Genomic DNA, 22,689 nt, shown 5'->3' with positions numbered 1-22,689 from the left:
CGCTTACACAGGATCATACGGCCTTTTCATTTTAATAATAGGCATAAAAAAATCAGGAAAGCAGTACCCCTAATATCGGATTGGGTTAGAAGGAAGGTGTACTATAGCCTGATTGATTCACCATACCATTATTTATCTTCTTTGTAAATACTTATCTGGACACGACCGGGTACGGAAACAAGTCAACGACACGCATGGTCTCCCCGCTTTCATTGGTAAACACGACATGCTCTCTTCTCAGCTCAGTCGGACTCTCCAAGCCACATGCTGCCGCCAGGGAGAACAAGCCTTCCCTCAACTGCAAAATATAGTTCATGACACGCCACTGCTTTTCTGCCGGAACCAACGCCTCCTGGTACTTGGAATCCGTCGTAGTGACCCCTGTGGGACATTTACCCGTATGACATTGCATCGCCATGATGCAGCCAGTTGCAATCATGAAGCCGCGCGCGGAGTTGACGCAATCCGCTCCCAATGCCATGGCGATCGCTACTTTGTCAGGAGTAACGAGCTTGCCGGAAGCAAAAATTCTGATGCGGTCCCGTACGCCGAACTTCCTCATCGTATCATCGAGAATGATAAGCGCGGCGAAAAGCGGCAAGCCCATGCCATCTGCCATTGCCTTATACATCGCACCCGACCCGCCCTCAGAGCCATCTACCGTGATGAAATCCGGATAAATCGACAGCTCCACCATCTTCTCAAAAAACGGCTCCAATCGCTTCGGATCGCCGACGACGATTTTCACACCGACAGGCTTACCCCCCGCCTCCTGCAAACTGCCGATGAATCGCAAGGCTTCCTCAGGATTGGTGAGAAACTCGAAGCGGTTCGGTGAATTGACCGTTTGTCCCACTGGTACCAGCCTTGCTGCCGCGACTTTTTCCGTGACCTTGGAGCCCTCGAGGTGACCTCCGCGTATTTTGGCCCCTTGATGGAACTTCAGCTCAAACGCCTTGATGTTAGAAATGTTAGCCTTGTTCTTGAATTCTTCGATCGAAAACTTGCCCTTGTCATCACGGAAGCCGAACATCCCCGGCCCGATTTGCGAAATGATATCCGCGCCTGTCGAGAGGTGAACTTCTGCGACGCCACCCTCTCCTGTATTGATCCAAGAGCCGCCTGCCATACGTGCCCCATACCCTGTGGACATGATATAGTTCTCTCCCACTGCTCCAAAGGAGGTAGCCGAAGCACCAAACATCCCTTTCAGCCGCCAAGGCTGCCTTCTGTTTTCTCCCACGACAATGACGTCCTCATCATGTAGCAACCACGGCTTTACCTCTTGTTCCTCGATAAATTTTTCCCTTCTCGTGAACAGCCCTTCGTGGGTAATCTCGTATTTTCTGCCGGGGACGACTTTTTCATTATCCATACGCAGTTCACTCGTCAGCTTCGGGAACATCGCATTGGACAAATAGAAGCCGGGCTTCTCATAATCACGTTTACTTCCGAACGAGATCAGGTCCGTCCGGTATTTTGACGCATACATGAGGCCCACGAAGTCTGCTCTGGAAAACGGTCTACCGTCTGTATCATCGTCAAACCAATACTGGCGAAGCTCTGGCCCGAGCTTTTCCAGCAAATAACGCATCCACCCCAAAAATGGATGGGACCGAATAATGGAGTGCTTTGGCTGTTTAGACAAGGCATACATGTAACCGAAAAATACAATGGGTGGTAAAAGAATGATGAAGATAATGACGCACAACAGAGTAGGTACCACTTGTGCTTACCCTCCCCAAACACCATATTCTAGTAAATCATGTCAAGGATAGGATGCAACAAGTTCTCTGTTTTTAATCGTATTTCTCATCATCCTCCCGTATTTGCCCATCTACGATTAATTCCAGCTCCGTTTCAAAATTCAGCATGATCTCTACAGGTAACTGCTCCGCAACCTCTGCCATGTCCGGCAGAAGCAGTGCATCCTCTATCGTATCAGGCTTCGTCTCCAGTTGATCGTACCACTCGCGGATTTGCTCCATCATGCGGTAAAACGAAGCCTCAAACTGATTCGCATCATCCTCCGCGTCGTCCTCGTGGCTCTTTTTCATCCGATCCCAATATTCCAGTGTCGTGCGCAGTGCTTTCTCTATGTTTGTATCCATTTATCGTCTCTCCTTTTCGCCTCTTCCTTCTCTTCCCTTTAGTATGACCGCTTTGATTTCACAATGCCACCTCAGGTGCAAGCCGCTCGCAACCTTCTATTTTTTAAAAATCGTTGCGTTTTTTGACACGTTTTATAGCCCGGTTGAGTCATACGAAAATGAAAAGAGGCTGTTATCCTAAATGTAGCTAGCAGCCGACTATCCGGCAATAAACGAGAGAGCTCTCTAGTGGAATAGGGGAGGATGCACCCTGTCATTGCGATGGAACAATCGAAAATTATCTCTCCCGCTACTTTTCGTCTCCGTCATTTGTATCGTTGCCCTACAGCTGCCTATCACAGCCAAGGCGACGCCTGCAGATTCTGACTCCTTGCAGGCGATGATTGATCAAGCACGCCCTAACGATACTGTTACCATCCCGTATGGATTGTACAAAGGTCCTATCCGCATTACCAAGCCGATTCAATTGGTGGCCAATGATCCAGTGAAGATCATCAATCCGACCGAGGAGGAGGCAACGCTCACGATTGAAAGCGACAATGTGAGCTTACAAGGAATCCATATCGTGGACAAGCGAATCAACAGTGACGTAGCCGCTCTTGTCATCCGTGGTGATCAAAACTTTCTCGAGAATGTCATCGTTGAAACGAAAGGGATCGGTATTCAATTACGGCAAGCAGACTACAACACGCTGCACAACGTTCAAGTCATCGGAAAAATCAAAGGCGATGGCAGTCCAACGACCAGTACTGGACATAATCACGGAGCACAGCCTGAAGTAAAGCCAAAGCAAACGGAAAAAGCGAAACGAGGAAACGGAATTGACGTGCGTGAATCGCATCATAACCGTTTCATTAAAAATCAGGTAACGAATGTCGAGGATGGCTTTTACGTCGAAAATAGCGATCGAAACCATCTGGAACAAAATCTGGTGACGAATTCGCGGTACGGCTATCACTTCATGGGCACCTCTGATACGACGGTCATCAACAACATTGGAATGGAAAATGTGACGGGCTCCCAGCTTATGGAGTCGCGCAAATTGACGGTTACTGGGAATCAATTTTTGAAGCAGCAAAAAAATCCCGGTTCGCAAGGAATTCTTCTCATTACCGTACAGGATACGCTGGTTGCAAACAACACGATTGAGGGGAACCGCGTTGGACTGTATTTAGAGCAATCATCCGGAATTACGGTTAAAAACAATTTACTCAGTCTCAACTTTATCGGCATGCAGTTTTTGTCCTCTTCTGACAACGTATTAACCGATAACCAATTTGTCTCCAACGTCATCCAAGCACAAGCTCAGGATAGTCAGAACAACAACTTAAATAAAAACTACTGGGACAATTTGCAAGGACTTGATGTGAACGGAGATTCCCGCAGTGATTTGCCGTACGAGATGAATCCTTTTTATCTGGGTTTGACCGATGCGGTTCCTGCCTACCAGCTGTTTTTCCAAGCCCCGGGATTCGTGTTTCTGGAAGGCTTGTTTACAAGTGGAGCCGGCTCAGCAATCAAGGACGCATCTCCTTTAATGCAACCCTCGGACACCATGCTCATTGAATCCGGGGAAACGAGCGGTTGGGGTGCTGGCATTCTTGGACTTATCTTGTTAATAGGAAGCTGTTCTATCATTTATATAGGAGTGAAAAAATCATGAACAAAATGAAAAAATGGTGCACAACAGTTGGAGCAATTATCGGTATCAGCCTGCTAATGGTCGGCTGCGGAAGCGAAGAGCCAAAACCAGTAGATATCGCGGAAGGCGTAGACAAATGCGACCTTTGCAAAATGCATGTCCCTAACGATCACAATGCTACTGAAATCGTCTTAAAAGATGGAAAAGCCCTGAAGTTCGATGATCTCGGCTGCCTACACAACTGGACGAAAGAAAATGGAACCGATAACGTAGCTGTACAATTTGTCCGCGATTACTACACAGCAGAATGGACAAAAGCAGAGCAAGCTACCTACGCTTACGACAAAGACTTCAAAACGCCAATGACGTATGGCATCTATTCCTTCAAAGAAAAGTCTGCTGCAGACAGCTTTGTTCAAGAGCAAAAGAAAGGCATTGTCATGAGTGCAGCGGAATTGAAAAATCATAGCTGGGAAAACGGCATGAGCAAGCACATGAACAAAGACGGTCAGTCTTCCGAAGGTCAACACAATGGCGGTCACGAAAGCAAACCAGCTGATCACGGAAGCAACAGTACTACCCCAACCACACACAACTAACAGAGGGAGTGGAGTCTTTGCACATCAATCTGATTGCCAAACGAGAAGTGAAGGTAGGCTTTCGCAATCCATGGTCCTACTCGTTTATGGCTCTGTTCTCCCTGTTTAGTTTGGGACTCTTGATCATCCAATCGCAGTCCTACATGAAGGGTTATACGTATACGACAGGTACCATGCTGAATCTGATTTTGTATTTGCTGCCACTAATGACGATGCTTCTCTCTTCTTTTTCTTTGACGGCGGAAAAAGAAGAGGGTAGCTGGCAGCTCCTCTCTACCTACGCTATGACAACCTTCTCCTTCTTGGTGGGGAAATACTTGGGACAAGCACTCGTATTAGTCGCGATCGTCAGCTTCGGGTATGGGTTGTCTGGTGTAGCTGGCATGCTGTTAGGAAAAAGCTTTGCATTTTCGACTCTCTTGTTTTTGCTTGCCTTTTCCATCTGTCTCATTCTGTTATTTTTGGGAATTGCCATGCTGATTGGCGCCATCAGTAAAAACCGTTGGCAGGCTTTGACAATGGGGGTCAGCATCTGGTTCTTCTATATTCTGGCATGGCCTACTCTACTCATCTCTGTGCTCAGCTTCGTCCCTTATACATGGATCAAGCCTCTGCTTCAGCTCGCAACATTTCTCAACCCAGCGGAGTTTGTACGAATCTTTTCCGTTGCCAGATTAGGCGGTGGCTCGATCTTTGGACCTGAATACTACAAATGGGTGTACTGGGCTGATTCTCCGCTTGGTGATCTCATCTTTGTCGCACTCAGTCTACTCTGGATCAGTGCGACCTTGTTCATAGCCATCCGGGTATGGGAAAGAAGGTAATAAGATGAATATGTCAGGACTTACCATCGACCAGGTTACCAAGGAAATCAATGGGAAAACAATCGTTCACCCATTCAGTATGAACATTGCACCCGGTCAGGTCGTCGCCTTATGCGGCGGTAACGGTGCAGGGAAAAGTACGATCCTGCGGATGCTGGTCGGTATTCTCCCACCTTCTTCGGGAACCATTCAGCTAAACGGGTTGAACTGGAACGATAATCGCGTGGAGTATCTTCAAGAAATCGGTTATATGCCGGATCACTTTACGTTTTCTGCCGGACTTACCGCGAAAGAAACGCTCGAATTTTACGCTTCCCTGCGCAATCGCACCCCAGAAGAAGCGGATCGACTGCTGAAAATGGTGGGACTGCATGATGTGAGAAACAAACGGGTGTCTCAGTTCTCCAAAGGTATGCAGCAGCGCCTCTTGTTTGCCCAAGCGATATTGGCAAAGCCTGCACTCGTCGTCCTCGATGAACCGACCAATGGACTCGATCCGTATTGGATGGATGCCTTCGTCGATCTCGTGCGGGAAGTAAAGCTCGCGGGTCAATCCGTTCTCTTTACGACTCACCAGTTGCAGGTGGCAGATGCGGTAGCCGATCGGGCGATTTTTCTGATGAACGGAAAAATCGTGCGTGATGGGTCGATAGAGGAGTACCAACAACAGTATGGAGCAATTGGTTTGTATGGTGCCTTTTCCGAGCTTGTTCATCAGGCAAAGGCATAAATAAGAAAAACGCGAGAGATTTGATCCTTATGATCGGCTCCCGCGTTTTTTATTTATAACGTCTTTGCTTCCATATAAAAAACAGATAAAAACTTTTTCACGCTAATCCGGCACTTCGTCGTTTTTTCGCCCGCCTCCAGCTCTTGCATCCGCTGGCGAATTTCTTGAAAGTCAAACAGTCGTGGTGCAAAGTGTTCAAAGGTCGGGTTGGCATAGTCGGTCAACCCTAATGAGGAAAGATGCGTAAAGGCTTGCAGGACCATCCGGCGAATCCGTTGCTCCATAGCACGCACCTCTTTAGTAATCCCATGCTCGTCCAGACTGGCATGCACCTTCAGTAGAATTTGTGTATACAGTTCCTTGAGCTGCAATTCGTGCAGCTTGTCTCCCTGTCGCTCATCCTGTACGAGCCATTCCATGATCAATAGTAGATCGGGAGCCCCGGCTTCACTCGCGATCCCTAGCTGCAACAGCAGTTTTCTCGCTTTTTGTGCCAGGTTGTCCTGATCGGAAGACTGACTTTTCAAGCCACTGGTATGCGGTTCTTTTGCTTTGACATCCAGGATTTGCAATGATTTGCGGATAGTTTGCAGAGATGCTTCCAGCGACAAGTAATCCGATACCCGCTTCAGCACAGCCATGACTTCCAAGCGGTTGATCGGTTTTTGAATAAAGGTATCAATCCCCTGCAAATAAGCCTCCCCGATCATTTCTTTGTTTTCCACCTGTGACACCATGATGAAGCGGCCCGCGAAGCCATCTGCCTGCAGCTTTTTGATCGTTTGGATGCCATCGAGCCCCGGCATTAGCAAGTCGATCAAAATGACATCGACTCCATACAGTTGATCAATCGATACGTGACTACCATCGCTGGCTTGCCCTACAATTTCGCCCAACCCGCTGTCTTGAATAATCCGTTCGAGCATGCGGCGCACTACAGCATCATCTTCAATTAAAAAGAAACGTATCATGGCTTACACTCCCTCCTTTCCGAGTAATTGGTCGGTCGGAATTTGTACTTCTAAGTGCGTCATTTGCTTCTGATCCGGTAAAATACGCAAGCTTCCATGTAGGCTTTGGACAATTCCACGGGCATGCGTCAGACCAATTCCGGTAGATGCATTTCCCTGTTCATCGTATTTGGTCGTATACCCTGGCTGAAACACCCATTCCTGCTCTTCTAGCGGAATTCCCGGACCGCTGTCAAGTACACTTAACACCAGATGACGATGAATCAGCTTCGCATTCAGCTCAATCCGTCCCGACGTGGGAATCGCTTCTACCGCATTGGCTACCAGGTTGTTTAGCACGGAGAGCAGTGCATAGATTTGGCTGGTCGACAGGTTAATGTTACAGCTCCACTCAATTCGTATATCTTTTCCCAACATCTCTGCGTATTTCTGATTCGCGCGGGCAACCAACTCACACAGCTCTTTGATCGGCAGCTGTGGTGCTAGCCCCTCCTGATTAATCAGCTTGGAAATGCCCGCCAGCATCCGCTGCGAATCTTTTTTCACCTCATGCACATTCTCCGCAATCGCCAAAGCTGTCGGGGATTCCGCATGATCCGAGGTGAGCAGACGTCTGTAGAGCTGGTAGCTCTCGCGCGTGATTTCTTCCAAATGCGTCATCGATTTGCGCAAGTAAAAGGCTTCTTCATACAGCTCCGTATTAATCATCCGCAGACGCTCCAACTCTTGCTGACGCACCTCTCCCACTGCCCGCAACTGCCTGATCGAAAAACTGTTGTACAAGCCGACAGCAAAAAAGCTGCGCAAGACTCCAAAGAAGAGAAGCATCAAAAAGCTCTGCCAAGTGATCGGCGGAAAATCAGTGAAATACTGTCGCACCTGGATCTCTACCACATTGGAGACGAAATCAATGGATGCACCTATCAACCCCAGCCACAGGGGGAACTCACGATAGCTACGTGCTCGGAGCAAATAAAACAGGACGGTAAAAGTGAAATAGTAAAAGGCTGAGGGAAGATGGGCAGCCACACTCTCCATGTACGGACGGTATGCAAAAAAGACATCCATTCCGACGCGAAATCCGAAGATAAACGTCCCTGTAAAAAATCCCGTCAACAATACAGGTACAGACGAAAACCACAGCAACCCGAAAAAGAAAGCAGCGATGCCCAAGGAAAAACGAAATGACCCGCCTACGGGGTTTACCTTCATCTCTCCAAAAAAAGCAGTTGCCAGCATGATAATAAACAGGATCAAAAGGCGTTCTCGCATAGCTGCTCCTTTCCTACGGAAAAAGATCTCCTATTCTTATTTTACTAAGAATCGGAGATCTGCAAAGATAGAACGATTAAGCGTGCTTGTTTTCCAGTCGCTTGGAGACGACTGACAACGCGTAGTTGACGACAAAGTACATCACTGCCACCATCAGGAAGGTCGGGATGACGTAATTGACATTGCGTCCGTTGATGATTTGCGCATGGTTCATCAGCTCTGGCAAAGCGATTACGACTGCCAGCGACGTATCCTTCAAGAGCGAAATAAATTGGCTCACAATCGGAGGGACCATTCTTCTGAGAGCCTGTGGCAGAACAACATGCCACAGTGTCTGGACATAATTCAGACCAGAAGAACGTGCAGCTTCAATTTGTCCTTTTTCGACCGAATTTAAACCGCTTCGCACGATTTCCGATAGCATTGCTGCTTCGAAAATAACCAACGCCAGAACAGCGGCCCAAAACTTGTCCATCTTGATTCCCACTTCCGGAAGAGCAAAATACGTAAAGAAAATAATCAACAAGAGCGGCAAATTGCGAATCAGCTCTACGATTGTCCCGAGAACTTGTGAAACTCCAGGAATTTTTGCGTAACGCAAAACCCCTACGACAATCGCAATGGAAAAGCTGAAGACAATAGACAAGAAAGCGACCTGCAAGGTGACCCAAAAGCCTTCGAGCAGGAAGGTCAAATGACTGGGCGTATAGGCTCCGATAAAGTCCATGATGTCCCCTCCTTCTTAGCGGCTTCCAGCCAAGCGTCGCTCCAAATAACTGACGAACGCGCTCAACGGAAGGGTCAGAATCAAATAGAAAACAGCTACAAAAATGTACACATCAAAGGTAACAAACGTATCAGCCGCGATCAGGTCTCCAAAATACATCAGGTCAAGACCTGCAATCACACCTAATACCGAGGAGTTTTTAACGAGATTGATAAACTGGTTGCCCATAGGCGGGATCACGACCTTGATCGCTTGCGGCAAAATGATATAGCGCATCGTTTGTCCGTACGTCAATCCCGAGGAGCGAGCGGCTTCTGTCTGTCCTTTTGGAATCGCCAAAATGCCTGCGCGGATCGTCTCCGCGATAAATGCTGCCGTATACACGGTCAAGCCAAGCGTACCTGCAATAAAGGGCTCCAGTACGATACCAATTGCCGGCAAGCCCACAAAAAAGAGGAAAACGACGAGAATCAGCGGGATATTACGTACAAACTCGACGTAAACGGTAGCGATCCACTTGAGTGGTCGAATCGGAGAAATCCGAAAGATCGCAAAGAGCGTCCCCAGTGCAAAGCTCCCGACGAGAGCAAGCAGGCTCGCCTGCAAGGTGTTCCAAAAGCCTTCGAGATACATATCCATGTGATCAAACAAGATAGAAAAATCGATCATCTCTTATGCGATCCCCCTTGTGTGCAAAATTCTGTTAGGAATATAAGGGAATGAGCGGCAGAGTAAACCGCTCATTCTTTATGGAGTCGAACCGCATTATTTTTTAGGTTTTGTTCCGATCCATTTTTCATAAATCTTGTCGTATTCGCCGTTTTCTTTCATTTCTTTTAGCAAATCGTTCACGGTTTTCACGAATTCAGCGTCACCTTTGCTGATTGCAATACCGTATGGCTCTTCCGTGAAGGTCTCTTCTGTTACACGGTAGTTTGGATCTTGCTTCGCCATGCCGTACAGGAGAGCGTTATCAGTTGTCAGCGCGTCACCTTGACCAGCTTTGAGTGCTGTGAAGGCTTCCGCGTAGTTTTCAAATTCAAGTACTTCTACATCAGGAGCACTCGCTCTGATGTTTTTCGCAGAAGTAGAGCCTTTCGCGGTCACGATTTTCATGCCTTTTTGCATGTCTTTCAGACCGTTGATGGAGCTGTCCTTTTTCACCAAGAAAGATTGACCTGCCAGGAAGTACACGTCAGAGAAGTCTACTTCTTTTTTACGGTCTTCTGTAATGGTCATCGTTGCGATGATCGCGTCAATTTCTCCGTTTTTCAGCATCGGGATACGCGTTTTGGAGGTTACTTCCTTCAACTCGATTTTGTTTTCGTCCCCGAGTACTTTCTTCGCAATTGCTTTTGCAATATCGATATCGAAGCCTTCTACATTTCCGGTTGCCGGGTCTTTCAAGCCAAACAGGTTCAGGTCGTACTTAACTCCGACTACTAATTTGTCTCTTTCTTTGATTTTTGCCAATGTTCCTGCGGCTGGTGTGCCTTGTGCGCCGCCTTCTGTTTTACTACCTCCACCACAGCCTGCCAACGCAGTTGCGCTCAACATCAGAACGAGACCCATACCTGCTACTTTTTTCCACAGCTTGTTTGCTTTCATCTGAATACCCCTTTTCTCTATCGTTTTATATATTTAGTGATTCAAAATCCGACTCAAGAACAAACGCGCACGCTCTTCACGCGGACTTGCGAAAAACTCTTCTGGTGTAGAATCTTCGAGAATCGTGCCCTGATCCATAAACACGATGCGATCTGCCACCTCGCGGGCAAAGCCCATTTCATGCGTCACGACCACCATCGTCATGCCTTCCTTTGCCAGCTTCTTCATGACGTCGAGCACTTCGCCGATCGTCTCGGGATCAAGCGCAGAGGTCGGTTCGTCAAACAACATGATTTTTGGTCGCAAAGCCAGTCCGCGTGCGATCGCCACGCGTTGCTGTTGACCGCCAGATAGTTGCGTTGGGAACATTTCCGCCTTTTCCGGAATCCCTACCTTTTCCAAATAGTAGAGAGCCGTTTCTTCGGCTTCTTTCTGCGATACGCCCAGAACCTTGGTTGGTGCCAGCGTAATGTTTTGCAGTACGGTCTTGTGCGGGTATAGATTGAAGTGCTGGAACACCATACCGATGTCCCGACGCAGCTTGTTGATATCGGTGTTTTTATCGTTCACTTTCACCCCGTCTACCACCAGTTCTCCGCTTGTAACCGTTTCCAATCTGTTGATGCAACGAACCATCGTGCTTTTACCCGATCCTGACGGGCCAATGACCACGACGACTTCTCCCTGGTTGATGTGCAGGTTGATGTTCTTGAGGACGTGAAAGCTTCCGTAATGTTTATTTACTTGATGAAAACTAATCAACCTTAAATCCCCCTTGCTCTATGTCTTATTTTGTATACTAATGTCGAACTACTCAAAACTACTGAAAAAGACAAAGAAAAGTTTTTTTGTTTAAAATTTTCTAATAACGAGCAATAAAAAAATTAAGTGAACCTACCAGTTGAATGGGAGCCAATATATCATGTAACACCTGAATGGAGGCCGGCCTATGAAAGAGGAAAACGTAAAGCCTTGGCTCATCCGGATGCGCCGAGGAGAGGAAGAAGCTTTTCAAGAAGTCTATCGAGCAACTCGCACGTACGCCTACAACCTGATCTATTTTCTGGCGCCGCACAAACAAGATGTAGACGACATGATGAGTGAAGTGTACGTGGAGTTGATTCGAAGCATCGACAGGTACGATGTGGAGCAACCCTTTATCCCATGGTTCAACGGATTGATTGTGCGGCAGGTTCGCAACTGGAATCGAAGCATTTGGCGAAGATTCCGCCTGTTGGAGCGGGTTAAGGAAAAAGGCTACGAAGCACCTGTCGCAGGTATGGAGGATAAGCTGGGGGCAATCAGTGATGAGCTGGAGGTCATTCCCGCCGTAGAGAAATTATCCTTCAAGCTCAAGGAAATCGTCGTACTGCGTTACTATCAAAACTGTTCCTTGGAGGAAATTGCAGCGATTCTACAAATCCCGCTCGGAACGGTAAAATCGAGACACCACTTGGCGATGAAAAAATTGAGAGAGCATTTTGAGCATCGAATCAATCGTGAGGAGGCATCTTTTCATGTTCATTGAAAAAAAGGTGAGAAATGAGTATGAATACGCAGCAGGGAAGCTACACATTGATCCTGCATTGGACAGCAAAATCGAACGAGTAGCCAAAATGGAGTTGGCTGGCAAGTGGCGTTTGCACAAAGGGATGCGCTTTCGTCCAAAGCTGGTACATGTTGCAGCAGCGTTCGCCCTGCTCACTGGTTTTGGTTATGCGACACACAGCTTGTTGTACAAAGTTGATGAAGGCTCTGTCCGTATGGAAGTTCAAGCTCACAAGGATTTTACATTGACGCAAATAACCCCTAAAGAAATACGGCTGGGATTGGCAAACGTAGAGAACAAACTGGCAACAGGCGAAACCGCCCTCGTCTATTTCGCAGCGCTGGAAAAAGAGAAGCACCCTCTCTTTCAACAAAACCCCACGATCGGCATAGAAAAGCCAGATATCGTGAAAGATTGGAAAGCATGGACTGCCGTCCTCAGTGAAGAAGCCTCTCTCTCACATGCCTTGCCATACCAGCTTCCTGACAGCTTTTCATTCCTTGAGGGCAAACAAGGCACCCCCTACGGTGTCATGATGGGTCAAGAAGGACAGCAGTGGCTGCATGAACTTCAAGAAGAAAGCAAGGAAACAGGTAAAAGTGTCGTATGGAAAGTCGTTCCACAAGCGACTTCACCTATCGAAGCGTATACGAGCCTGTATGAGAACAAGCAAAAAGAACGCATCTTTGTCACGGTTGAGAAATTCCCGAAGGAACAGCTAGATGTACAATTGAGCACGCCAGAAACAACGAAATACGACGCAGTAACTGTTAGCGGAAAAAAAGCGCATTACACAAAAAACGATCAGTTCTTGTTTAGTGAATCCGGTCAGTATCAAGAGCTGGCTTGGTTGGATCAAGATGGAGAGCAACCGATTATGTATCGTGTAGCTACCGATTCGCCAACAGTTTCCAAAGAAATGCTGCTCCGGGCCGCTAAAGCAAGCCAGCAGTAACCATACGAAAAGCCAGCCCTCTCTTGCTTTGTATCTGCAAAAGAGGACTGGCTGATTTTTTGTTTTCGTCACAAGGGATTATCCCCGTAGGCGGTTCACCCAGAAGCCGCCCTTCAAATGTTTCGGCTCAAAAGAGATCACGAATGCTTTTGGCGCAATCTCATGAATGAGATTCCACAGTTTTTTCTCGTTGCTGCGCTTCGTCAACACTTGCATCATGAGACGATGTCCGTCGCGTCCCTCTGCTATCCAGGAAGTAACGCCAAAGCCGTGTTCACGCAGCTTCACAGGAACCTCCAAGTCAACGGAATCCACAACGACTTGCAGCGTGACATAGCCCAAGGCCAAATACTCCTCGATCTTGCTGCCGATGAATACACCCATTCCCCAACCGATACAGTAGGCTGCGAGATTGATCGGATTGTCCAGGTTGTCCAGAACAATCTCCAACCCTTTCAAATACACGAAAACTTCCACCATCGCTAATAGGGATGCCAACACCCGATAGCCCTTGATCACCATCAGTAGTCGCAGCGTAAAAAACGAAACGTACAAAATGTTGATCCCGATGATGATCAAAACAAACGCCAAGCCCATTGCTCTCCTACCCCCACCCAGACCGGGTATTATGATGATTTTGTAATCGTGATAATCATATAATTGAAGGTATTTTTATAACAGCGGTAAAATTCGGCTTTCAAAGAATTTTTTCCTATAAATTCAAACATCCTTTCTATGATAAGGGTGTTTGATTAGGCCAAACAGCATCCGCATAAACCTTGTTGTTTTGTAAAACAGTAAGCATGGAGAACACTTATTTTCCTATAGGAAAGCTGGCTGAAAATCACTTTGTTTCCGACTGTAGTAGAGGAGAGTAAAAAAATGAATCGATTTTTAATCAAGACTGCTGTTAACGGCATTATTGTTGTCGCTTGTTTATGGTGGTTTGCAAATGCATCCTGGACATCCGCTATTTTAACGGCACTCGGTTTGACCGTCATAGCATATCTGATTGGCGATCAATTGATATTACGAGCTACCAATAATGTTACGGCTACGATTGCAGATGCAGTGATCGCTGCTATTTACTTATGGGCAGTTGCCAGATGGCTGGATTGGCCACTCAGTTTTGGCGAGTTAATCATTACGGTAACCCTTTTAGGTGTAGCAGAACTTGTGTACCATCGCTTTCTGGGGATATACGATCATAATCGTATCAAGAAAGAACCCGGAAAATAATTCTCCTCTTCCCTTTGGGAATATATCCTGTCCCCCTTGTAAATCTTATCTTTGGGTTACATCACAAAGTTAGGAGAACCCGAATGGATATCAAAACTCTACTGAGTACTGGGAGGACGTTAATGGGGATTTTATCAGGCAATCCGCAAAATGAACCTATGCATTATGGCGAGGTTTTTGGAGTATGGATGTATCTTGCAACAACAAAGGGATTGATTGCTGCTTATCAAACAGCACTCAACCAAACTGGTGATCATGATCTGAAAAGCTTCCTCGAAGACATTACGCGAGGCATGAAACAAGAGGTGGAACAACTGGAGGAATTGCTCAAAGTAAATGGGATTGGACTGCCTCCTACACCACCCGATCGCCCGGTAGCGAATCTGGAAAGCATTCCGGCCGGTGCCCGTCTTAATGACCCTGAGATCGCTACCGGTGTTTCAAGAGATATTGCAGCCGGCATGCTTACTTGCAGTCAAATAATGGCTCAATCCATTCGAGAAGATATCGGAATGCTCTTTGGTCAGTACCATGTTGCAAAAGCTCAATTTGGTCTCAGATTGCTACGGATTTTAAAAGAAAAAGGCTGGTTGGTTCCGCCTCCACTTCATATGCAAGCGCCAGAACTTGTCCATGCCTAAACTTGAGGATAAGCACTGCCTGATTGGTAGTGCTTATCGTTTTTCACCTATTTTCCATTTTGTCGGTTAGTGGTTAGCGTGCTCGTACAATTTCCGCGCGAACTCCTCCATCAACTCCCGCTTGGCCAACAGCGCAAGCATCCGTTGAGGCAAGCCTTCTACTCCGTAATAAGCACCTGCCAATTGACCGTAGACAGCTCCTGTCGTATCTGCATCATCACCGAGGTTTACCGCTAGGAAAAGGCCTTCTTCAAAAGAACGACTGGAATGAAATGCCCAAAGCGCCGCTTCAAGCGAATCGACGACATATCCAGATCCTTTGATCTCTTTTCTAGTTTTCTCTTTGTAGGAGCCATTCGCGACACGGGCGATATCAGGATCAAGCGGTTGCTTTTCCCATAGATCGCCTACAGGAGAGAACGAATCAGCAAGCAACTCCTCTTTGGAAATACCCTGTAGAGCCCCCAGGAGCAATGCCCCGAAAAAACGACAGCCGTCTACTGCCTTTGCCGTTGCGTGTGTAGTTCGAGAACTTTGCGCGCAGTAATCGATGGCGAGCTCCGGCTGATTGGCATAATAGAGTGCGACTGGTGCTAGCCTCATAATGGAGCCATTCCCTGCCGACATCGGGTGATCCGATCCGCTGTATGGATTTTTCGTCTGCTCAAAACGCCACAGTGCTTCTTTGGTGATATTCCCGATATCGAAGCAATGATCCTTGCAGCTCATATAACCCTCTCGAAACCAAGCTACGTATCGGTTCATCTGATCAACCGGATCGAAGCCATTTTTCGTAATCAAGCTCTCAGCCAGGCACAGGGCCATCGACGTATCATCCGTCCATTCTCCTGGCCTTAAATCGAATGGTCCTCCCCCGATCATTTCTGTAAGCGGCTCGAAGGTACCCGGTTTACGAAATTCTAAAGTTGTGCCGAGTGCATCTCCAACGGCCAACCCTAGCAAACTTCCAGCATAGCGGTCACGCAGTTCCACACCTATCCACACCTTTTTTCTGAATTATCTGTTCATATCAAACAAAGCATCTGGCAATGACATTTTGACCGAAGTATTGTTCGTTCAATTCATCCGTCGCTACCTTTTCTTCTGTGCTTGCAAGCGTGATAATCTGCGGCAGAACCAGCTTGAAACGGTCCTCCATCACGGTTTCAAGAACGTACTGTTCCTCTTCGTCCCACAAAAGAATTCCTGCTAAAATTCTGGTCTCCACACAGATCCCCTCCATTTTTTTCTCTTTTGAATATGTACGAAAGACGGGTACAATGACCCGCCTTCTAATGCCTTACATAATGTGTAATTTGTATACTTACTGCTCTTTTTTCAGGCGTGCATCCAGAACAAAGTTGCCGAATGGCAGTAATGAAGCAATAAATGCCCCGATCACTTTCAAAAAGGACCACTTATTGGTCATTGTAACATGTGCCAACGCCAAAATATACAGGACAAAAAACAATCCATGAAGCGAGCCGGCAATTTTTACTGCGGCTGGATAATCCCAAAAATACTTAAGCGGCATAGCAATTCCGAGAAGTACCAAATACGAGATACCTTCGATCAGGCCGATGAGACGGAAACGTCCGAGGGCAGATTTCATCATGTGCGGGTACCATCCTTGCCATTGAAATTAACACTATTATAAACGAAAAACTATCATAATGATGAAAATAGTCCAATGTTCATAATATATTCAAAATCAACGGCCCCAAGCTTCTTCCCGGATACGTTCCATCCAGCGCATCTCTGCGTGCAAATGCTCAATGGCACCGATCAGAATCGTTCGTGCTCCCCAGCTAAGCCTCTCTCTTTTTTCCTCCTGGATCGATTCCAATAATCCAGCTAACCGTCTTACCTCCTGGATGTTCACTTCCAAGGCCTCATCCATTTTCTGTGGATCACCGTACGAAGCAAAAGTAAGAGCCGCGTAGATCGGATGGGTCAGCTGCATCGGTTTTTGCAATTCTTCCAAGAGAAGCTGTTGAAATTGCTCTTCGCCTTTTTCCGTGATCCCATACATCGTCTTATCTGGGCGGTTAGTCTCACGAATGATTTCTTTGACCTCGATCATCCCGCTCTTTTCCAGTTGGTCGAAGGCATAGTAGAGGGAGCCTTTGGCGTATTTCATGTAACAATCCATTCCCCTAGCCTTCACCTGCTGCTGAACCTCGTAGGGATGCTTCTCCCCTTCCATCAGCAATCCCAGAACAAGCAATTTTAGACTCATGACGATTCTCCTCTACCCGCGTTCCGGTTTCGGTGCGGAAGGCGATTTCGCCAGCGCCCGATCATTTCCCATTAGCAAAATGCACACGAGAGCAAGAACAGCAGGAACGAGCGCCCACGTAAACGTATTCGCAATCGATGACGCGAGAATATCGATCATTTGATCCAAAACAGGACCCGGAATGGATTCGCGCGCTTCTGGTGTCAAAATCGCTCGCGGATCCGTAATGGCATTCGTCATCTCTTGTCCCCCGAAGGCAGAGAACATGCCGTTTTCAAACGAGTTGCGTTGCAAGATACCAAACACCGTGATCCCCAATGTCATCCCCAATGAACGGGAAAAAGAGTTCGTCGAACTGGCCGATCCTCTTTGACGCATATCAAAGCCATGAATCGCTGAAATTCCCAAGGTGGAGAAAGAAAAGCCCACACCAAACCCTGCAATCACCATATAAAGTGTAACGATTGAACGAGGAATATCAGGCGTCAGTGTACTCAAAAGGAAAATACCTGGTATGAAAAAGACTGCGGACAGAAGCATAATATTGCGGAAGCTGGTCTTCGTCGTCAAAAATCCGCCTAGCTGGCTTCCAGCAACCGAACCGAGCATCATCGGTGTCAATAGCAATCCGGCATTCGTCGCTGACCCGCCATATACCCCTTGGATAAAAATCGGCAGGTACACCGTAGCGATAATGAAAGCAGCTCCATACAACAGTGCAATCGCATTTGTCGTGGCAAATAACCGCTTCTTGAACATGGAGAACGAAATAATCGGATCAGACGCCCGCTTCTCGACAAATAGAAAAATCACAAACAACAAGAAAAAGGAAGAGAACAATCCAATAATCTGCATCGAATCCCACGCGTATTGATTGCCGCCCAGCTCCAGTGCAAACATCAGACTCACTACAGCTCCGACCAGCGTAATCGCTCCCCACCAGTCAATGCTCTGCTTGCGATATTCCAGTGACTCCTTGTAATACATGGAGATCAACCAGAGGGACACAGCACCAATCGGTACATTGATGTAAAAGATCCAATGCCAGCTGACATATTCGGTAATATACGCCCCCAGCAAAGGTCCAAATACGCTGGACGTACCGAATACAGCTCCGAAAAGTCCCGTCATCTTTCCACGCTTCTCCGGCGGGAATACGTCAAAAATAATCGTGAAGGCAATAGGCATCAGCGCTCCGCCGCCAATCCCTTGAATCGCCCGATAAATGCTCAACTCAACGATGCTGTTTGCCGTCCCGCATAAAATGGACCCTAACAAAAATACAATGAGACCAAATACGTAAAAACGTTTTCGCCCATACATATCGGAGAGTTTACCGAAAATCGGCATCCCCGCCATCGTAGCGACCATGTACGCTGATGTCACCCAAACAAACTTATCCATGCCGCCCATCTCACCGACAATCGTAGCCATCGCCGTCGCGACAATCGTATTGTCCATGGAAGCCATCAGGAGACCAAGCAGAAGCCCCGCCAACACCCTATTCACTTTACTTTCTCTTGCAATCATTGCTTCACCCTCCTGAGTGGTCAAATCAAAGTACTATACATTATTATATTCAAATTTGACTACTTATCGAAAAAAACTGCTCCTTTTCTCGGAGCAATTTTTCGCGACTCATTATCGCCCGAACGGTGACGGGCTAAATGGCGATGGCTGCTGGGCTTGATTGCCCTTCCACATTTTATACGCCGCTTCTGACATGGGCTCCACTGTCGGCTTAATCTCTCCAGTGAATGGATTCTTATCATAGGGCAGGTTAAATGTCCGTGTCCCGTCGCTCTTACGCAGCAAAGAACCATCCGACAGCCTCACCCAATTGCTTCCTGGTCCTCCATCGTCTACGACATAGAGGCCGTTATCATCCCAGGCCGGATACGTTGGCACCTTATTTACCGGAGGACGTGCCGTCTGTTTTTTGACTGGTTTTGTTGCGGTTTTCGTCTTTTGTGTTTTCTTCTTCGGTGTGTTCGTTTTAGCAGCTGCTACCGCTTTTGTTTTTGGCTTTCCTTCGCTTTGTTTCTGCGCTGACGCTGGTACAGGTGCTGACACAGCCACAGGCTTTTCAACCGGATAGGCAGAAACGTTTGCGGCGCGCGGACCTTGATTCGCCAAATCCATAGCGGGCTTTGCCGTACCTGCTTTTTGCGAGACAGATGCTGTTTTCGCATCCGTTCGTCCATCTGTTTTTACCGCGTGAATCAGGGTCGGCCACAAATAGGCGTTGAAGCCTAGTAAAGCGACCATCAAGGCAATACCTACGATTTTTTTCATAATGAGGACTCCTATGACTGAATCATTGTGGTAATAGAGCAATGACTTCTGGCCTATATCAAAAGTTTAGACGATTGGAAGAAAAAAGAAAACACCTTACATAAATAAACTCCTTCTCATGTTGGTCTTGAGAAGGAGTTTGTTTTAGCTGCTTGCTTCTGGGAATATTGTTTGATTAGCTCAATGGTGTGATCAAGCAAATTTTTGCCTCCCGTGTTTCCATGTCCAGGTACAACGGTTTCGACCTGTGGATATTTTTCGATTACCTTCTGAACGGAGTCATCCCATTGTTCTACATTGGCATCTGAAAGATTTCCGAGATCCTTGGCATCTAATGCTTTGACGAAGCATCCACCAAATAATATTTTGGATTGGGGAAGCCAAACGGTAATGTTATCACTCGAATGCCCTTCCCCAGGATAATAGGCTTCTAAGATCGTGTCGCCTACCTTTATTACGGGCTTTTCATCGAGTGTCGGATTGGGCGAAGGATATCCATATTCTTTCGCTAATTTTGCCGTCAAACGTGTACTGCGTACATCTATTTTTTGATGGAGTAACGCACGGATACCTGAAATGCTGTCATCATGTGCATGTGTAATCAGTGCCAACACAACGTCTTTCTTCCAATGCTTCTTAATCAGCTGTAATAGCTCTTCCGTTTTTTGGGTGTCCCCCCATGCTGTATCAATCAGGACGATCCCTTTGGACGTAGAAACGATTAAGCCATTGTGGTCATAGGTTGTGCCATTCCATTCATTATAGGTTGTATGTAACCATACTTTGTCATTCAATTTTGTTAATACAATGCTCTTCTCTGGATTGGTAATCTGAGTGGGAGATGCTGTTACAGATTGGGCAATCGTTTGATGAGAAAAAGATGTCAGAGCAACGGCGACTGTCAGGAACAAACTACATACAGCTTTCCTTATCCATCCTTTATGAATCTTCAAATGAATCTCACCTTTCAAGCATGGATTTTGCTTTTCCCTGTTTCAAACATCTAAGCGATATCCATATCGCGGAATCGTCGTGATTTGCTGCCCGTAGCGCCGAAGCTTTTTCCTTAATCGATAGACGAGCGCATTGACTTCCACTCGTCCGACATCCGGGACATTGCCCTCATGCAGCATTCGCTCTGGCCATACTGTCAGCATGATTTCTTCAAAACTAACGGCGCTGTTCGCCTTTTGGTAGAGAAGCTTCAGCAAATCCATATCTTTTCCGGTCAAATGCAGTCTAGTCCCATCGAGACGAACTTCTCTTCTCTCCAAATGAAACTCCAATCCTGGCAAAAGCGACGTGTTCTTTGACTGCGTGAAAGGGAGCTCCACTGTATCATCCAGTCTATTGGCCTCTCGTAAAAAGACGAGCTCTGCTACCCCTTTTGACAAGCTTATTTGATCCCCGTGGCGCAGAATGTGAGAGGAATAATGAAGGGGCGTCCCGTTTACCTCTGTGCCATGCTTGCTTTCCAGATCGATAATCTTGTAATCATTCCCGATCCTTTGAAAGGCTGCATGCATTCTCGAAATGTACGGACTGGAAAATGTAATGTCCAGTTGAAAACCAGTTCCCCTCCGCCCGATTGTACAGCGATCCTTGGTGAGATATTTGCGTGTGGTAAATAGGTTGGGATCCCCTTTTTTTACGAGTAAGTATGCACCGTTGTCTATCATCTGGTGATCACCTCACTTGTTGATCTATTACGGTTTTACAGCCGTCAGTGCTTCAACAGCAACCTTGGTAGCTTCAGCAATGAGCGCATCATCATAAGTGGCGTCCTGCTTATCTCTGCTAGACAGCACTGCAATGACAATGGGCTTTTTATTCGGTGGCCATATGATACCGATATCGTTTCGTGTTCCGTAGCTTGCGGCTCCCGTCTTATCTCCGACCTTCCAGTCTTTAGGGACGCCCGCCCGAATCAGCTTGTCTCCCGTTGTGTTGCCTTTCAGCCACTCGATAAGAATCGTCTGCTTGTCCGACGACAGCACATCCCCTACCGTATAGGCTCTCAGGCTCGTTGCAAGTGCTTTCGGTGTGCTTGTATCGCGAATATCTTCTGGTTTAGCCTCATTCAATTCTGTCTCATAGCGCTCAGACGTCGTTACACTATCGCCAATCTGTCTAAGGGCTGATTCAAAGCCTTTCGGTCCACCCAATTCTTTGAACAACAGATTTCCCGCCGTGTTGTCACTATAGCGAACCGCGGCGTCTGCAACTTCACGAAGAGTCATCCCGGTCGCTACGTGTTTTTCTGTGATGGGTGAATAAGTAACGAGATCGTCCTTCGTGTAGGTGATGACTTTGTCGAGCTCTTCCAACGGTTTCTGATGCAAGACTGCAGCTGCGGCTAAAGCCTTGTACGTAGAGGCAAAAGCGAATCGTTCATCTTCGCGATAAGCAACTACCACATCGGTTTCGGTGTCGATCGCATATACGCCGAGTCTTACATCAAACTTGTTTTCCAGCGCAGCGAACTTTTGATCCATGGCAGATGCTGGCGTTTCCGTTTTAACGACAGGTGCTTCTGGAGAAGAGCAACCAGTGAGCGTAAGAAGTGTGAGAATAATCGTTTTCACTGTGAATCCGATCCGTTTAGATTGGTGAACTTTCATGGATGACGTACCTCTTTCTAGGAAGATAACAACGATAGATTACTCTCGCAATACCGTATTACGTTTGTAATCAACTGATTTCACGATTATATTACACGCGTAATCCACTAGTGTCAATCTCCTTTTTCTTGCTAAGGAACAGAGCTACATCCATTCTTTCTAAAAAATAAAAAAGACGCCCTTTCAAGAAAACTGGATAACCGTAAATGGTTTCTCCAAGTCAGCTTGAAAGGGCGTGCTTTATTTTTTAGGAGGATCAGTCGATGTTTGTTTCGCATCCAATATGGAACGCAGCTCCTGAATCTCCTCGTCCGATAAGGATTCCTTCTGGATGAACTGAACTAACATCGATTTTAGAGCTCCGCTGTAAATCCGCTCCAGAAAGGACTGTGCCTCGGCGTGCTGGCATTCATTTTGTGAGTACAACGGATAAAACGTATAGACTCTTTGGTTTTGATTGACTCCAACGGCATTTTTTTGAACCAAACGATTCAAAAGAGTACGTACTGTTTTTGGGTTCCAATCCGTTTGACCTTCCAAGGAGGAAATAATTTCGTTGGCTGTCAGCGGTGACCTTTCCCATAGCACATTCATCACTCGCCATTCCGCTTCTGAAATACTTGGCATGGATGTAGACATGAAGTCTCCCCCTTTCGATATTCATGA

General features: G+C 46.9%; 27 protein-coding genes. 8 read left to right on the top strand and 19 right to left on the bottom strand.

Features of this window, described 5'->3' with window-relative positions:
• Positions 1–151: 151 nt before the first annotated feature.
• Complete coding sequence (locus HPY27_RS15400; protein ID WP_017247408.1) at positions 152–1,726, bottom strand: FMN-binding glutamate synthase family protein; 1,575 nt, start codon at positions 1,724–1,726, stop codon at positions 152–154.
• Between the two features lie 73 nt (positions 1,727–1,799).
• On the bottom strand, positions 1,800–2,111 hold the full coding sequence (locus HPY27_RS15395; protein ID WP_017247409.1) for a hypothetical protein: 312 nt from the start codon (positions 2,109–2,111) through the stop codon (positions 1,800–1,802).
• A gap of 370 nt (positions 2,112–2,481) precedes the next feature.
• On the opposite strand from HPY27_RS15395, the gene HPY27_RS15390 reads away from it, so the two are divergent.
• From HPY27_RS15390 to HPY27_RS15375, 4 genes are read left to right on the top strand one after another with little or no spacing between them, the layout of a single operon-like run.
• On the top strand, positions 2,482–3,774 hold the full coding sequence (locus HPY27_RS15390; protein WP_173623253.1) for a right-handed parallel beta-helix repeat-containing protein: 1,293 nt from the start codon (positions 2,482–2,484) through the stop codon (positions 3,772–3,774).
• Positions 3,771–4,352 carry a nitrous oxide reductase accessory protein NosL gene (locus HPY27_RS15385; protein ID WP_017247411.1) on the top strand — a complete coding sequence of 194 codons (582 nt, stop codon included), beginning with the start codon at positions 3,771–3,773 and terminating at the stop codon, positions 4,350–4,352. Before HPY27_RS15390 ends, HPY27_RS15385 begins: the two co-directional genes overlap by 4 nt.
• 17 nt (positions 4,353–4,369) lie before the next feature.
• Positions 4,370–5,176 (top strand): ABC transporter permease, encoded by an 807-nt coding sequence (locus tag HPY27_RS15380; RefSeq protein ID WP_017247412.1) that lies wholly within the window; start codon positions 4,370–4,372, stop codon positions 5,174–5,176.
• 4 nt (positions 5,177–5,180) lie between these two features.
• Complete coding sequence (locus HPY27_RS15375) at positions 5,181–5,906, top strand: ABC transporter ATP-binding protein (RefSeq protein WP_106836424.1); 726 nt, start codon at positions 5,181–5,183, stop codon at positions 5,904–5,906.
• A 53-nt stretch (positions 5,907–5,959) separates the two neighbouring features.
• Here the strand turns inward: HPY27_RS15375 and HPY27_RS15370 are convergent, their stop codons facing one another.
• The 6 genes from HPY27_RS15370 to HPY27_RS15345 all read right to left on the bottom strand — a co-directional run bounded on the left by HPY27_RS15370 (position 5,960) and on the right by HPY27_RS15345 (position 11,246).
• Positions 5,960–6,877, bottom strand: a complete 918-nt coding sequence (locus HPY27_RS15370) for a response regulator (protein ID WP_069846339.1) — start codon at positions 6,875–6,877, stop codon at positions 5,960–5,962.
• Between the two features lie 3 nt (positions 6,878–6,880).
• Positions 6,881–8,149 (bottom strand): sensor histidine kinase, encoded by a 1,269-nt coding sequence (locus tag HPY27_RS15365; RefSeq protein WP_174225371.1) that lies wholly within the window; start codon positions 8,147–8,149, stop codon positions 6,881–6,883.
• A 76-nt stretch (positions 8,150–8,225) separates the two neighbouring features.
• Positions 8,226–8,876 carry an amino acid ABC transporter permease gene (locus HPY27_RS15360; protein ID WP_017247416.1) on the bottom strand — a complete coding sequence of 217 codons (651 nt, stop codon included), beginning with the start codon at positions 8,874–8,876 and terminating at the stop codon, positions 8,226–8,228.
• Between the two features lie 15 nt (positions 8,877–8,891).
• Positions 8,892–9,545, bottom strand: coding sequence for an amino acid ABC transporter permease (locus HPY27_RS15355; protein ID WP_017247417.1), 654 nt, complete (start codon positions 9,543–9,545; stop codon positions 8,892–8,894).
• A gap of 96 nt (positions 9,546–9,641) precedes the next feature.
• Positions 9,642–10,484 (bottom strand): transporter substrate-binding domain-containing protein, encoded by an 843-nt coding sequence (locus HPY27_RS15350; RefSeq protein WP_174225370.1) that lies wholly within the window; start codon positions 10,482–10,484, stop codon positions 9,642–9,644.
• Between the two features lie 33 nt (positions 10,485–10,517).
• Positions 10,518–11,246, bottom strand: coding sequence for an amino acid ABC transporter ATP-binding protein (locus tag HPY27_RS15345; RefSeq protein WP_017247419.1), 729 nt, complete (start codon positions 11,244–11,246; stop codon positions 10,518–10,520).
• 187 nt (positions 11,247–11,433) lie between these two features.
• Here HPY27_RS15345 and HPY27_RS15340 point away from each other — a divergent pair, with 187 nt between their 5' ends.
• Together HPY27_RS15340 and HPY27_RS15335 are read left to right on the top strand one after the other, a co-directional pair.
• A complete protein-coding gene (locus HPY27_RS15340; RefSeq protein WP_173623185.1) occupies positions 11,434–12,012 on the top strand; it encodes a sigma-70 family RNA polymerase sigma factor in 579 nt (192 codons plus the stop codon).
• Positions 12,002–12,988: a hypothetical protein gene (locus HPY27_RS15335; RefSeq protein ID WP_174225369.1), complete on the top strand. Its 987-nt coding sequence runs from the start codon at positions 12,002–12,004 to the stop codon at positions 12,986–12,988. The genes HPY27_RS15340 and HPY27_RS15335 overlap by 11 nt, the downstream gene beginning before the upstream one ends.
• A 78-nt stretch (positions 12,989–13,066) precedes the next feature.
• Here the strand turns inward: HPY27_RS15335 and HPY27_RS15330 are convergent, their stop codons facing one another.
• Positions 13,067–13,585: a DUF2179 domain-containing protein gene (locus HPY27_RS15330; RefSeq protein ID WP_017247422.1), complete on the bottom strand. Its 519-nt coding sequence runs from the start codon at positions 13,583–13,585 to the stop codon at positions 13,067–13,069.
• Positions 13,586–13,870: 285 nt separating this feature from the next.
• Here HPY27_RS15330 and HPY27_RS15325 point away from each other — a divergent pair, with 285 nt between their 5' ends.
• Both HPY27_RS15325 and HPY27_RS15320 read left to right on the top strand, forming a co-directional pair.
• Entirely contained in the window at positions 13,871–14,227 is a 357-nt protein-coding gene (locus tag HPY27_RS15325) for a DUF2512 family protein (protein WP_173623187.1), read from the top strand.
• Positions 14,228–14,349: 122 nt separating this feature from the next.
• Positions 14,350–14,868, top strand: coding sequence for a DUF3231 family protein (locus HPY27_RS15320; protein ID WP_017247424.1), 519 nt, complete (start codon positions 14,350–14,352; stop codon positions 14,866–14,868).
• A gap of 66 nt (positions 14,869–14,934) precedes the next feature.
• On the opposite strand, the gene HPY27_RS15315 is transcribed toward HPY27_RS15320, so the two are convergent.
• From HPY27_RS15315 to blaI, 10 genes are all read right to left on the bottom strand, one after another.
• The gene (locus HPY27_RS15315) at positions 14,935–15,861 is read right to left on the bottom strand and encodes an ADP-ribosylglycohydrolase family protein (protein WP_017247425.1); all 927 of its coding nucleotides are present in this window, start codon (positions 15,859–15,861) and stop codon (positions 14,935–14,937) included.
• Positions 15,862–15,898: 37 nt separating this feature from the next.
• The gene (locus HPY27_RS15310) at positions 15,899–16,096 is read right to left on the bottom strand and encodes a hypothetical protein (protein WP_238144675.1); all 198 of its coding nucleotides are present in this window, start codon (positions 16,094–16,096) and stop codon (positions 15,899–15,901) included.
• A 96-nt stretch (positions 16,097–16,192) separates the two neighbouring features.
• Positions 16,193–16,483 carry a DUF3817 domain-containing protein gene (locus tag HPY27_RS15305; protein ID WP_017247427.1) on the bottom strand — a complete coding sequence of 97 codons (291 nt, stop codon included), beginning with the start codon at positions 16,481–16,483 and terminating at the stop codon, positions 16,193–16,195.
• A gap of 96 nt (positions 16,484–16,579) precedes the next feature.
• The gene (locus HPY27_RS15300; protein ID WP_173623189.1) at positions 16,580–17,107 is read right to left on the bottom strand and encodes a PadR family transcriptional regulator; all 528 of its coding nucleotides are present in this window, start codon (positions 17,105–17,107) and stop codon (positions 16,580–16,582) included.
• A gap of 12 nt (positions 17,108–17,119) precedes the next feature.
• Positions 17,120–18,637: an MDR family MFS transporter gene (locus HPY27_RS15295; protein WP_173623190.1), complete on the bottom strand. Its 1,518-nt coding sequence runs from the start codon at positions 18,635–18,637 to the stop codon at positions 17,120–17,122.
• Between the two features lie 111 nt (positions 18,638–18,748).
• Complete coding sequence (locus HPY27_RS15290; RefSeq protein WP_174225368.1) at positions 18,749–19,402, bottom strand: hypothetical protein; 654 nt, start codon at positions 19,400–19,402, stop codon at positions 18,749–18,751.
• 116 nt (positions 19,403–19,518) lie between these two features.
• Positions 19,519–20,355, bottom strand: a complete 837-nt coding sequence (bla, locus tag HPY27_RS15285; RefSeq protein WP_174225367.1) for a subclass B1 metallo-beta-lactamase — start codon at positions 20,353–20,355, stop codon at positions 19,519–19,521.
• 42 nt (positions 20,356–20,397) lie between these two features.
• Positions 20,398–21,081, bottom strand: a complete 684-nt coding sequence (locus tag HPY27_RS15280) for an FHA domain-containing protein (RefSeq protein ID WP_017247432.1) — start codon at positions 21,079–21,081, stop codon at positions 20,398–20,400.
• Between the two features lie 27 nt (positions 21,082–21,108).
• A complete protein-coding gene (gene blaBBI, locus HPY27_RS15275) occupies positions 21,109–22,023 on the bottom strand; it encodes a BBI family class A beta-lactamase (protein ID WP_174225366.1) in 915 nt (304 codons plus the stop codon).
• Positions 22,024–22,263: 240 nt separating this feature from the next.
• Positions 22,264–22,662 (bottom strand): penicillinase repressor BlaI, encoded by a 399-nt coding sequence (gene blaI / locus HPY27_RS15270; RefSeq protein WP_017247434.1) that lies wholly within the window; start codon positions 22,660–22,662, stop codon positions 22,264–22,266.
• Positions 22,663–22,689 lie beyond the last annotated feature (27 nt).

The organism is Brevibacillus sp. HB1.1 (assembly GCF_013332445.1).
Classification (GTDB): Bacteria; Bacillota; Bacilli; order Brevibacillales; family Brevibacillaceae; genus Brevibacillus; species Brevibacillus porteri.
This window is presented reverse-complemented; position numbering and strand designations above follow the sequence as displayed.

Coding starts and splice junctions, on each gene's coding strand:
- HPY27_RS15330 (WP_017247422.1), bottom strand. CDS start 13,585: ATGGGCTTGGCGTTTGTTTTGATCATCATCGGGATCAACATTTTGTAC.
- HPY27_RS15370 (WP_069846339.1), bottom strand. CDS start 6,877: ATGATACGTTTCTTTTTAATTGAAGATGATGCTGTAGTGCGCCGCATG.
- HPY27_RS15340 (WP_173623185.1), top strand. CDS start 11,434: ATGAAAGAGGAAAACGTAAAGCCTTGGCTCATCCGGATGCGCCGAGGA.
- HPY27_RS15385 (WP_017247411.1), top strand. CDS start 3,771: ATGAACAAAATGAAAAAATGGTGCACAACAGTTGGAGCAATTATCGGT.
- HPY27_RS15365 (WP_174225371.1), bottom strand. CDS start 8,149: ATGCGAGAACGCCTTTTGATCCTGTTTATTATCATGCTGGCAACTGCT.
- HPY27_RS15350 (WP_174225370.1), bottom strand. CDS start 10,484: ATGAAAGCAAACAAGCTGTGGAAAAAAGTAGCAGGTATGGGTCTCGTT.
- HPY27_RS15305 (WP_017247427.1), bottom strand. CDS start 16,483: ATGATGAAATCTGCCCTCGGACGTTTCCGTCTCATCGGCCTGATCGAA.
- HPY27_RS15325 (WP_173623187.1), top strand. CDS start 13,871: ATGAATCGATTTTTAATCAAGACTGCTGTTAACGGCATTATTGTTGTC.
- HPY27_RS15335 (WP_174225369.1), top strand. CDS start 12,002: ATGTTCATTGAAAAAAAGGTGAGAAATGAGTATGAATACGCAGCAGGG.
- HPY27_RS15295 (WP_173623190.1), bottom strand. CDS start 18,637: ATGATTGCAAGAGAAAGTAAAGTGAATAGGGTGTTGGCGGGGCTTCTG.
- HPY27_RS15355 (WP_017247417.1), bottom strand. CDS start 9,545: ATGATCGATTTTTCTATCTTGTTTGATCACATGGATATGTATCTCGAA.
- HPY27_RS15395 (WP_017247409.1), bottom strand. CDS start 2,111: ATGGATACAAACATAGAGAAAGCACTGCGCACGACACTGGAATATTGG.
- blaI (WP_017247434.1), bottom strand. CDS start 22,662: ATGTCTACATCCATGCCAAGTATTTCAGAAGCGGAATGGCGAGTGATG.
- HPY27_RS15290 (WP_174225368.1), bottom strand. CDS start 19,402: ATGAAAAAAATCGTAGGTATTGCCTTGATGGTCGCTTTACTAGGCTTC.
- HPY27_RS15280 (WP_017247432.1), bottom strand. CDS start 21,081: ATGATAGACAACGGTGCATACTTACTCGTAAAAAAAGGGGATCCCAAC.
- blaBBI (WP_174225366.1), bottom strand. CDS start 22,023: ATGAAAGTTCACCAATCTAAACGGATCGGATTCACAGTGAAAACGATT.
- HPY27_RS15320 (WP_017247424.1), top strand. CDS start 14,350: ATGGGGATTTTATCAGGCAATCCGCAAAATGAACCTATGCATTATGGC.
- HPY27_RS15375 (WP_106836424.1), top strand. CDS start 5,181: ATGAATATGTCAGGACTTACCATCGACCAGGTTACCAAGGAAATCAAT.
- HPY27_RS15300 (WP_173623189.1), bottom strand. CDS start 17,107: ATGAGTCTAAAATTGCTTGTTCTGGGATTGCTGATGGAAGGGGAGAAG.
- HPY27_RS15360 (WP_017247416.1), bottom strand. CDS start 8,876: ATGGACTTTATCGGAGCCTATACGCCCAGTCATTTGACCTTCCTGCTC.